12 protein-coding genes are annotated in these 11562 nt (G+C 31.8%); 3 read left to right on the top strand and 9 right to left on the bottom strand.

Translation table 11 applies throughout. The annotated features are described in order from the left end of the window. Positions 1–29: 29 nt before the first annotated feature. Positions 30–1241, bottom strand: coding sequence for an RsmB/NOP family class I SAM-dependent RNA methyltransferase (locus tag ACZ451_RS17215; RefSeq protein WP_464214646.1), 1212 nt, complete (start codon positions 1239–1241; stop codon positions 30–32). A gap of 143 nt (positions 1242–1384) precedes the next feature. Here ACZ451_RS17215 and ACZ451_RS17210 point away from each other — a divergent pair, with 143 nt between their 5' ends. Together ACZ451_RS17210 and ACZ451_RS17205 are read left to right on the top strand one after the other, a co-directional pair. Beyond that, entirely contained in the window at positions 1385–2557 is a 1173-nt protein-coding gene (locus ACZ451_RS17210) for a cytochrome-c peroxidase (protein WP_464214645.1), read from the top strand. A 48-nt stretch (positions 2558–2605) separates the two neighbouring features. After that, positions 2606–3628, top strand: coding sequence for a WD40/YVTN/BNR-like repeat-containing protein (locus ACZ451_RS17205; RefSeq protein WP_464214644.1), 1023 nt, complete (start codon positions 2606–2608; stop codon positions 3626–3628). Between the two features lie 133 nt (positions 3629–3761). Here the strand turns inward: ACZ451_RS17205 and ACZ451_RS17200 are convergent, their stop codons facing one another. From ACZ451_RS17200 to ACZ451_RS17165, 8 genes are all read right to left on the bottom strand, one after another. After that, complete coding sequence (locus ACZ451_RS17200; RefSeq protein ID WP_464214643.1) at positions 3762–4214, bottom strand: hypothetical protein; 453 nt, start codon at positions 4212–4214, stop codon at positions 3762–3764. Next, complete coding sequence (locus ACZ451_RS17195) at positions 4201–4734, bottom strand: hypothetical protein (protein WP_464214642.1); 534 nt, start codon at positions 4732–4734, stop codon at positions 4201–4203. The genes ACZ451_RS17200 and ACZ451_RS17195 overlap by 14 nt, the downstream gene beginning before the upstream one ends. 5 nt (positions 4735–4739) lie before the next feature. Continuing rightward, positions 4740–5282: an RNA polymerase sigma factor gene (locus ACZ451_RS17190; protein WP_464214641.1), complete on the bottom strand. Its 543-nt coding sequence runs from the start codon at positions 5280–5282 to the stop codon at positions 4740–4742. Positions 5283–5396: 114 nt separating this feature from the next. Continuing rightward, the gene (locus ACZ451_RS17185; RefSeq protein ID WP_464214640.1) at positions 5397–7217 is read right to left on the bottom strand and encodes an ABC transporter ATP-binding protein; all 1821 of its coding nucleotides are present in this window, start codon (positions 7215–7217) and stop codon (positions 5397–5399) included. A gap of 4 nt (positions 7218–7221) precedes the next feature. Then, positions 7222–8928, bottom strand: coding sequence for a phospho-sugar mutase (locus ACZ451_RS17180; protein WP_464214639.1), 1707 nt, complete (start codon positions 8926–8928; stop codon positions 7222–7224). Between the two features lie 20 nt (positions 8929–8948). Continuing rightward, on the bottom strand, positions 8949–9926 hold the full coding sequence (locus tag ACZ451_RS17175; protein ID WP_464214638.1) for a glycosyltransferase family 2 protein: 978 nt from the start codon (positions 9924–9926) through the stop codon (positions 8949–8951). A 30-nt stretch (positions 9927–9956) separates the two neighbouring features. Then, on the bottom strand, positions 9957–10481 hold the full coding sequence (locus ACZ451_RS17170) for a DUF4199 domain-containing protein (protein ID WP_464214637.1): 525 nt from the start codon (positions 10479–10481) through the stop codon (positions 9957–9959). A 75-nt stretch (positions 10482–10556) separates the two neighbouring features. Further along, complete coding sequence (locus ACZ451_RS17165) at positions 10557–11057, bottom strand: DUF4199 domain-containing protein (RefSeq protein WP_464214636.1); 501 nt, start codon at positions 11055–11057, stop codon at positions 10557–10559. Between the two features lie 166 nt (positions 11058–11223). On the opposite strand from ACZ451_RS17165, the gene ACZ451_RS17160 reads away from it, so the two are divergent. Next, positions 11224–11478: a type B 50S ribosomal protein L31 gene (locus ACZ451_RS17160; protein WP_464214635.1), complete on the top strand. Its 255-nt coding sequence runs from the start codon at positions 11224–11226 to the stop codon at positions 11476–11478. The last annotated feature ends 84 nt before the right edge of the window (positions 11479–11562 follow it).

Raw genomic sequence — 11562 nt, 5'->3', positions numbered from 1 at the left:
GTAATCAACAATTCTCTAAAAATTGTTGATTACTTTTTCGCTAACAATGCCATATAAAAACCATCAAAACCACTTTCTGAGGCGAAGATTTTCTTTTCTTTGATCAATACAAAATCCTTACCCTCATCAGAAGATAGGAAAGACTTGACTTGATCAGTATTTTCTTCTGGTAATATAGAACAGGTTGCATACACTAATTTACCATCTGGTTTTAGCATTTTACTATAACTCCGTAAAACTTCTTGCTGCGTTTTTTTAATTTTTTCTAAAAACTCTGGTTGCAGTTTCCATTTGGTATCAGGATTTCTTTTAATTACACCAAGCCCTGTACAAGGAGCATCTATAAGAACTCTATCTGCCTTGCCATATAGTTTTTTTATGACTTTGGTTGAGGTGATTACGCGAGGTTCTATATTAAAAGCAGCATTTCTTTTCGCTCTAGTTTTTAGTTTCTTTAGCTTACTTTCATATATATCCATGGCAATAAGCTGCCCTTTATTTTCCATTAAAGCAGAAAGGTGTAGGGTTTTACCTCCTGCACCAGCGCAAGTATCTACAACTTTTTGCCCAGGTTTAACCTCTAAAAACTCGGCTACTAATTGTGATGATGCATCTTGGACTTCAAAATACCCTTTTTGGAAAGCCTCTGTTTTAAATACATTTGCACGCTCCACTAATTTTAAAGCACTCTTATGTCCTTTTATCGGTTCACAATCTATCCCTTCTTCTAATAATTGTTTGCGTAATGCTTCTTTGGTGGTTTTTAGGGTATTTGTTCTTAAAATAACATCAGCTTTTTTGTTTAAAGCGCTAATTTCTGCGGTCCAACGTTTTTCTCCAAGTGCTTTAAGGCCAATTTCATCTATCCAATCTGGAATAGATTCTTTAAATTTCCGAGTCTTAGAAAGTTCATCAAATCGTCCTTTAATTTTTCGGGCTGGTACAGCTTCTAATTGTTTCCAGTCTGGTAAATCTATACCCCTCAATACTGCCCAAACTACAAAAAGTCTAAATAAATTTGGTCTGCTATATGGTGCTTTTACCTCTGCAATTTCGGTATACAAACGTTTGTAACGGACCATTTCATAGGTGGTTTCAGCAATAAAACCTCTATCTCTAGCTCCCCAACGCTTATCAAATTTTAATACTTTTTGTATTACTTTATCCGCATACTCATCTTCATTAAAAATAAGATTAAGGGCATCTATAACAGCAAAGACTAGGTTTCTGTGTAATTTCATTTTTTCCTTTCGTTTGGGCAGCAAAGATATCTTTTCTTTTTTATCTGCTTTTAAATTAAACCTTTTTTTAATCTGTTGGTCTAACAATAAAACCAGTATCTATTCGATTATACTTTTACCCAAACCTTAAACCTTAAATTTATATGAAAACCTTTTTTAGTAAAAATTTGGTGTTATTTCTTTTTTTAGTCATTGTTTCTTGTGCTAAGGATGAGTATGTGGCACTTCCATTAGATGAAGATCAAACAGAAACCCCTACCATTACTACGCTAACATTAGAAAATGTAGTGCTACCAGAAACGCCATATGTGTATTCTGAAACTGAATTCCCTGCTTTTTTTCTTGATGCAAATGTAATAGAAGAAGACAATACACCTGCGAACAACCCTATTACAGATCATGGAGCAACTTTAGGACGCGTTCTTTTTTATGATAAAAAATTATCATTAAATAATACAATTGCCTGTGCCAGCTGTCATATCCAAGAGAATGGATTTTCGGATCCTAAACAATTTAGTATTGGCTTTGATGGCGGCGAAACCTCTAGAAATTCAATGGGTTTAGCAAATGCTAAGTTTTATGAAAACGGACAATTCTTTTGGGATGAGCGCGCTGCTACTTTAGAAGCACAAACTTTGCTTCCCATTCAAGATTTAACTGAAATGGGATTAACACTTGCAGCATTAGAATCAAAATTAATGGAAGAAACTGATTATGAGATTTTATTTAGCAATGCTTTTGGAGATGAAACTATTTCTAGTGAAAGAGTAGCGCTAGCACTAAGTCAATTTATACGTGCTATGGTCTCGTATGATGCTAAGTATGATGAAGGTTTAGCACAAGAGAATGATCCTAGGCAACCTTTTCCTAATTTTACTGCTTCAGAAAATAGAGGAAAACAACTTTTTTTTAGTAGAGAAACACAGTGTGCGGCATGTCATCATACCAATGTTTTTGTTGGAGATAGAGCTAGAAACAATGGATTAGATGCTACGATTGTAGATTTAGGGGTAGGCGGTGTAACGGGTAATAACAATCAGGTAGGACAGTTTAAAGCACCATCTTTGCGAAATATTGCAGTAACAGGCCCTTATATGCACGATGGTAGATTTGAAACTTTGGCAGAAGTTGTGGAACATTACAATAGTGGGGTACAAAATAGTGCTACTTTAGACAATAGATTAAGAGTTGATAATGGCGTAAGACAATTAAATTTATCTGATGCTGATAAACAAGCCTTAGTAGATTTTTTACATACACTAACTGATGATAATTTTTTAACTGATGAAAAGTATAGTAATCCTTTTTTAGAATAATTTTTAAATGAAGTAATACGCATTCTTTTATTATACTTATTTTTAAGCATGCGTTATTTTCCTTTTATTTTCTTTTTTAGTTTAATTTTTTCATGTGCAGAAAAAGAAGCGATGCCTTTTACTTCTGTTACTATTCAAAATGTATATGAAGATTCTCTAAGTATTAGAGCAATAACTTTAAACAATAATAGTTTAGCTTTTGCAGCTAATAAGGGAACTTTTGGTACTATTGATTTTAAACAACAAAAGGTACGCGCTAATGTAAAAAAATACCATACAAGTATTCCTGAGTTTAGATCAGTAGCGTTTACAGATACCGATTTTTTTATGCTATCTGTGGGTAATCCTGCTTTGCTTTATAAAACAGAAGATGGTGGTATGGAATTGGTGTATATGGAAGAAGGAGAAGGTGTTTTTTATGATGCAATGACTTTTTGGAATAATACAGAAGGGATTGCTGTAGGAGATAGTGTAGAGGGGTGTTTGTCCATTATTATTACTAGAGATGCTGGGCATTCTTGGCAAAAATTACCATGTGATGATTTACCAAAAGGATTAGAAGGAGAAGGTGCTTTTGCAGCAAGTGATACCAATATTAAAGTAATTAAAGACAAAACTTGGATTGCAACAACCAGTGGTCGCATATATTTTTCTCCAGACAAAGGAAAAACATGGCAAATACAGGAAACTCCAATAATTAAAGATAAGCCCACGCAGGGTATCTATTCTATAGATTTTTATGATGAAAATTTAGGTTTTGCTATTGGTGGTGATTACACAAAACCAGAAAGTACTACAGCAAATAAGGCAATTACAAAAGACGGTGGAAAAACATGGGGTCTTATTGCGGATCAAAAGGAGCCAGGTTATAAAAGTTGCGTTCAATTTGTACCTAATTCAATTGGAAAACAAATTGTAGCAGTGGGTTTTACAGGTATTTCGTATTCTAGTGATACAGGTGTTACTTGGAAAAAGCTATCTAAAGAGTCTTTTTACACCTTACGTTTTAAAAACGATTCTGTAGCCTATGCAGCAGGTAAAAACAGGATTTCAAAATTAACTTTTAGATAGGTATAGGGGATATATTCAATTGTATTCAATACTTAGAAAGTTAACGATTTAGCTATCATGTTCCAATGTTATCGTCTGCGCTCAAAGTGACATTGCTTTTTAGTATTTAAACTTAATCACTCAAAACTTAAAATTACCTTGGTCCTGGGCCTCTTTTACCATATTGTTTTAATAATTGTTTTTTAAAATCTTCTTCAACCCGTAATAATAAAAGTGCTTTTTTTACGGTTATTTTTTTTGAAACTTTAGTTAAAAAGTCTCTTCCCAATTGGTCTTCCTCTTCTTTAAGATTCATAAAAGAATTTAATACTTGCTGGGCTTCTTGTTCAGAAAGTGTTTCTATGGTTCGTATTTTACTGCGAATTTCTCTTCGTCTTTTTCTACGCAACTCTTCTCTTTTTTTATCATACACATTATAAATAGGCCAGAAACCCTCTGCTTCTTCACTATTTAAATCTAATTTATCAGTGATAAAAGCAATTTTTAGAGCTCTTATTTTCTCATGATCCTTTGGTTTTCTTTGCCCAAAAAGGACAGTTGTTCCTAATAATGTAAGAACAAGCAATATTGTTTTAATATGTTTCATCATCTTGTAAATTTAATTCTTCAAAGTCTTCTGTAGTATTATTTATATATTCTAAAATATCTTCTTCTTGTAATGGGTTTTCTATAAAATCACTTAGTTCTACTTCGTTTATACTCATAACATCAGCAATTTCATAAGAACTGTAGCCTAATTCGGCATCATTTAAATAGTTTTCAATATCAGTACTTGCTAAATCATCAAAACTTATCTTGTCTTCTTTCTGATTGAAAATTCCAAAAAACAAAATTAAAACTGCAGCTACTGAAGCTACCATATAATAGTATTTCTTATAACTTTTTAAGGTTATTACTTTTGGTTCTTCTTGATTTAATTTTTGTTGAATATTTTCATGTAGGGTATCAAAATAGTTATCCGGGACTTTAAAACCATCTTGTGGATTAGTATCAGCATTAGAAGAGTTTTCTTCTTCACTACCTAAACTATGCATTAGTTTTTCAGTAAAGTTTTCAAAATAACCTTCTGGAATACTAAAATCGGTATGTTTTTTATTCTTTTTCATACTATTTAATTTTGAACTAAAAATGACTCAAGTTTCTTTACTGCCAAATGGTATGAGGCTTTTAAAGCACCAACAGAAGTATCCAAAATTTCTGACATCTCGTTATATTTTAATTCTTGAAAATATTTCATATTAAAAACCATACGTTGTTTTTCTGGTAATGTAGCAATTGCTTTCTGTAATTGTAATTGTATTTCATCACCTTCAAAATAGACATCAGCTTCTAAGTTAGCAATCATTTTATCTTGCAATTCTCCATCACTTATATTCATTTTTTTGGACTTCTTTTTCAAAAAAGTAAGTGATTCGTTGGTTGCTATTCTATACATCCATGAGTATAATTTACTGTCTCCTTTAAAATTTGTAATACTTCTAAATACTTTTATAAAAGTATTTTGCAATACATCATCGGCATCATCATGATTCAGTACAATTCTACGCACATGCCAATACAAACGCTCTTTATAAGTATGTACTAATACCTCAAAAGCCTGCGCTTGAGTACTTGCTGTTTGTAATTGTTTTACTAATTCTTGTTCAGAGAGCAATCTATATATATTATAATTACAATTCTTTGACTATAAAAATAAGAAAAGGTTTAACTGCTTATGATAGATTTATTTATAGAATAATTTTTTAAGAAGTTTTCAGCAGTTAAAAAACTATAAGGATTGCATAGAAACCAACTTTTTATACATACCGTTTTTAGCAATCAATTCTTCATGAGAACCTTGCTCTACAATTTCTCCTTTTTGTAACACTACAATTGTATTTGCATTTTGTATGGTTGATAAGCGATGTGCAATAACAATAGAAGTTCTGTTTTGCATCATTTTTTCTAAAGCATCTTGCACCAAACGTTCACTTTCCGTGTCTAGGGCTGAAGTAGCTTCATCTAAAATCATGATAGGCGGGTTTTTTAATACAGCACGAGCAATTGACAAACGCTGTTTTTGTCCACCACTGAGTTTATTACCACTATCGCCAATATTAGTGTCGTAACCATTTGGCAGTTCTGAAATAAAATCGTGTGCATTGGCAATTTTTGCGGCAGCTATAATTTCTGCTTCAGTAGCATTTTCTTTTCCTAAACTGATATTATTTTTTACAGTATCATTAAAAAGAATAGAATCTTGCGTTACAAGCCCAGTTAAGCCTCTGAGTGATGCTTTACTCATATCTTTGATATTGATGCCATCAATTTTTATTTCTCCTTGGTTTACATCATAAAAACGAGTCACTAGATTAGCAATCGTACTTTTTCCGCTCCCGGATTGCCCAACAAGCGCAACAGTTTCTCCTTTAGGGACAGTTAAGCTAAAGTTTTTAAGTACATCATCATCTTCATATTTAAAGCTGATATTCTCTAATGTGAGAGTCTTATCAAAACTAGTTTTTTCTATAGCATTCTCTTTTTCTACTATTGGATTTTTAGTTTCTATAATTTCTAAAACGCGTTCTGCAGCGGCATTTCCTTTTTTAACGTTAAAAGAGGCTTTGCTCATTACTTTTGCTGGGGTTAATACTCCATAAGACAATCCCATATAGGTAATAAACGAAGCAGCATCTAATGTTCCGTCTACTAAAACCATTTTACCTCCAAACCATAATAATACACCTATGGTAAGAATACCTAAAAATTCCCCACTGGGAGAGGCAAGATTTTGACGGTTTAGCAGAACATTTGAAAATTTAAAAAAACGTGTAGTAGATTTTTTAAATACAGTATAAAATTTTGATTCGGAATTAAAGGCTTTTATCACTTTTAATCCGCCTAAAGTTTCTTCAATGATAGATAAAAATTGCCCTTGTTCTTTCTGGACATTGTCAGATTGCTTTTTTAAGGATTTACCGATCCAAGAAATAATGAGTCCAGAAATTGGAATAAAAATAAAAACAAATAAAGTAAGCTGTGCACTGATTAAAAACATGACTATAATGGTAAATAGAATAGTCAGTGGTTCTCTTACTAATAGCTCTAAAACTGCTAAAAAAGAATGTTGTATTTCTAAAACATCGGTTGTTATTCTTGCGATGACATCTCCTTTGCGTTTTTCAGAATAAAAAGAAATGGGTAATTCTGTTACTTTTTTATACATGGTATTACGAACATCTTTTAAAACGCCGTTTCTCAAGAATGTAATAAAATACATGGCAATGTAATTGAAGATATTTTTTAATAAAAACATTACAATCACTAAGCCAATAACCAGAACTAGACCTTTCATTTTATCATCTGCGGCATATTGGGTAACCTGGTAATTCATGTAATCCATGAAATATTCCTTTAACTGCGCTATTCCATTGTATGTAGGTAGCTCATATAATGGTTTGTCTTTTTCAAACAAAACATTAAGCATAGGCATTAATGCAGCAAAAGATAATGCACTAAACAATGCATAAAGAATATTAAAAAAAATATTCAGGTAGCCATATTTGGCGTAGGGTTTCGCAAATCGAAGGATTTTTTTAAAATAATCCATGAATTTATAAGTTCAACTCTTTTAAGATACGGTCAATTTTGGCGTTTAATTGCTTGTCTATAGTTGCAAAATCTGCAATATCATCTAAGCTAGTATTGGTACTGATATAGAATTTTACTTTAGGTTCTGTTCCACTTGGTCTAGCAGCTACTCGCGTACCATCTTCGGTTTCATAGATCAATACATTAGATTTTGGTAAGTCTATTGTTTTTTCTTCGCCTGTTAATACATTTTTTGCAATAGAAGTATTGTAATCTTCAATCCATTTTACTTTAGAACCAGCAACGCTAATTACTGGATTTTCTTTAAAATCTTTGAGCATTTGCTTAATCTCTTCAGCGCCAGACATTCCTTTTTTTGTGATAGAAATTAGTTTTTCTTTATAAAATCCATAAGCTGCATAGCAAGAAATTAAATCTTTATAAAATGAGCTTCCGTTTGCTTTTGCTTGGGCAGCAATTTCACAAGCGAGTAGGGTAGCGGTTACGGCGTCTTTATCACGAACAAAATCACCTACCATATAACCAAAGCTTTCTTCACCACCGCCAATAAAATTAGAATCTGGAAAATCTTTAATCATTTTACCAATCCATTTAAAGCCAGTTAATGCTGTTTTGTATTCAACCCCAAAACTTCTGGCCATTACTTCCATCATAGGAGTAGAGACAATAGTAGTAGCAATAAATTCATTGCCTTTAAAACCTTTTGTTTTTTGTTGTTCTAAAAGAAATTTTGTCATTAAAACCATCGTTTGGTTTCCATTTAAAATTTCCATTTGCCCCTCTAAATTTCGGACAGCAATACCTAAACGATCACTGTCTGGGTCTGTGCCTACCACCATGTCTGCACCAATTTCTTCTGCTTTTTTTATAGCGATTGATAATGCTTCTGGCTCTTCTGGGTTTGGAGAAACAACAGTAGGGAAGCTGCCGTCTGGTTTTGCTTGTTCTTCTATTACAGTTACATTGGTATAGCCCGCACGTTTTAAAACCTCTGGAATAGCGGTAATAGATGTACCATGTAAGGAAGTAAAAACAATTTTAAAATCATTTTTATTAGCTGCATTAAAACTTCCATTTTTTACGGAGGCTGTAATAAATGCTTCATCTACATTTTCATCGATCAGTTCAATTAATGTATGGTTTGCTTTAAAATTAATAGCTTCAAAGGAAAGCGAATTTATTTCAGCTACTATTTCAGCATCCTGAGGTGGTACTATTTGCCCACCATCAATCCAATATACTTTGTATCCATTATACTCTGGAGGATTATGAGAAGCGGTTAAAACAATTCCGGCATGGCATTTTAAATGACGTACTGCAAAAGAAAGCTGTGGTGTTGTTCTTAGGTCCGAAAATAAAAACACTTTAATTCCATTTGCAGAAAAAACTTCTGCTACCGTTCTTGCTAAAGTATCACTGTTATGACGGCAATCATAAGCAATAACCACTTTTAATTCATCATCAGGATATGCTTTTTTTAAATAATTACTTAGTCCTTGTGTGCTTTTCCCCAAGGTGTATTTATTTATTCTATTGGTACCTACGCCCATAACACCACGCATACCACCAGTACCAAACTCCATATTTTTGTAGAAACGATCTTTTAATTCTTCCGTATTATGGTCAATAAGATCTTGTACTTCTGCTCTAACTTCAGCATCAAAAAAATCTGTCAACCAACTTTTTGCAGTATTTAAAATGGAATCCATAAGGTAATCAGTTTATGTTTTTATAAAGAAATTGTTTCTTCTTTTTTGGTTTTTATATTTAAAGTATTCGAAATTTTATAACGTGTTTCATTTTTTCTGGAACGTACCATAATCTCACCTAAAAACCCAGCTAAGAATAATTGTGATCCAATAATCATAGAAGCAAGTGCTATAAAAAATTCAGGCCTGTTTGTTATTAAACGTCCAGCTTTATCTATAAGTAGTTTGTCAATACCTAAGTAGATAGAAAAGCTAAAACCTATAGTAAACATGAGTACACCTAAAGCGCCAAATAAGTGCATAGGGCGTTTCCCAAATTTAGACACAAACCAGATGGTAATTAAATCTAAAAAGCCATTAATAAAGCGTTCCATACCAAATTTGGTTTTGCCATATTTTCTAGCTTGGTGTTGTACTACTTTTTCTCCAATATTTCCAAAGCCTGCATTTTTGGCTAACACTGGAATATAACGGTGCATTTCTCCTGAAACCTCTATGTTTTTTACAACATCTTTACGGAATGCTTTTAAACCGCAGTTAAAATCATTAAGCTGTACACCAGAAGTTTTTCGGGCTGCCCAATTAAATAATTTTGAAGGTATATTTTTACTCAGAATAGCATCATAACGTTTCTTTTTCCATCCAGAAACTAAATCATAAGAGCCTTCTGTGATAAGATTGTATAATTCAGGGATTTCATCAGGGTTATCTTGTAAATCAGCATCCATAGTGATAATAACATCACCATTTACAGCTTTAAAACCAGCATGCAAGGCTTGCGATTTACCAAAATTCTTTAAAAAACGAATTCCTTTTACATGGGTGTTTTGTTGGGAAAGGGTATGGATAGTATCCCAAGAATGGTCTGTACTACCATCATCAATAAAAAGAATCTCATAAGAAAAACTATTGGCTTGCATTACTTTAACAATCCAATCATGAAGTTCCTTAAGAGATTCTTCTTCGTTTAAAAGAGGGATAATTATGGATAAATTCATTAATTTTTACTGATGTTGCTCTTGCAAATATCAGTTAAAATTTTCGTTCTTCTTTAAAATTAAGGCAGGGATTAATGAATAAATGAAAGAAGTTACCAAAATAAATATAAAACCAAAAGCAGCTTGTACCCCCGGAGTAGAGAATTTTTTGCTGAATTCTAGTTGCGCTTCTATTTGATTGCTATCTAAATTTGAATTTTCTTCTAATTGAATTCTCTGATATTCCATGGATTTAGTCATCATTTCTGGATCGATAACATTTCCTAAAATTAATTGAAATACGATACCAATAATACCAGCAAATAATCCAATGCCCATACCTATTTTTAAAGCTTGTCCAAAGCTCATAAAACCACCATTTTCTTTTTTAAATTGTAACATTCCTAAGACAATAGTAGCTATAGATATTAATGCAGATATTCCAAATACCATCCATCCTCCCTGATAATGCATATCTTGAGAATAAAGCATAAACACAAATATGATCCCTATAGCAGCAGATAGTGATCCATATGTTAATATTATTTTTCCGACTTTTGGTTGGTTGTTTTCCATTGTAGCGTAGATTTTTAATTGTTTATTTACTGTTAGTATTCACATACTAAAATTTGTTACAAAATTGTATTAAAATTATTTATTTCTAACAATACTGCCAACTACAAAAGAAATAAGTAGTCCACTAAAAGAAAATTTTAAGATGCTTATAAAAATGGCAAACACGGCGCTATTATTTGCTTGGTTAGTATTTATTTTCTCTTTTACTTCAGCTACTTGTCCATAATATTCTGCTAATTCAAATGCTTTCTCTGTTTGAAAGTTAGAGTCAATGTATGCATCATAAATATAAGAACCTAAAGCAAAAAAAAGCCCCACAATAACCATAAAAGTAACCCCTGTAACTAAAGCCTCTTTTAAATCAATTTCTCCACCATTGTATTTTTTCACTTTCTTTATTAAATAGTGGATTAAAAAGGCTTCTAAAATAAAACCAATTAAAAAAGTACTATAAAAAGTGATGGCATTTGTATCTAAAAGTTTTGGAATGATATCTAATAAAATTCTAAAAACTCCAAATATAATTGCTGTTGGGAGTATAAGCTGTTTTATAGATTTTGGTTGATTTTGTTCCAATTTGTTTGAAGTTTTATGAAATAAAAAACAAAAATAAACTTTTATAGTGAGGGTAGTTTGTATTAATTCTATTTTTGATTAAAATTTTAATACTTAAAAATTGTAGATTTAAGAAAAAAACGTAAATTTGCAGCCACAAAAATAGATTTTACAAAGGTTTTTTAAGATGAAAAAAGGTATACACCCAGAAAATTATAGATTAGTTGCTTTTAAAGACATGTCTAATGAAGATGTCTTCATTACAAAGTCTACTGCAAATACAAAAGAAACTTTAGAAGTTGATGGTGTTGAGTATCCATTAATCAAATTAGAAATATCAAGAACGTCTCACCCTTTTTATACTGGTAAAGCTAAATTAGTAGATACTGCAGGACGTATTGATAAATTTAAGAACAAATACAAGAAGTTCGATAAAAAATAATCGAGATTTCTTTACTTTATATTTAAGTCACAAACTATACAAATTTAGTTTGTGACTTTTTTTATTTTTACATAAAACTACAGC

It is taken from the genome of Allocellulophaga tsushimaensis (genome assembly GCF_055383085.1).
The sequence above is the reverse complement of the archived record's forward strand: the minus strand, read 5'-3'. Positions and strand labels throughout refer to the sequence as shown.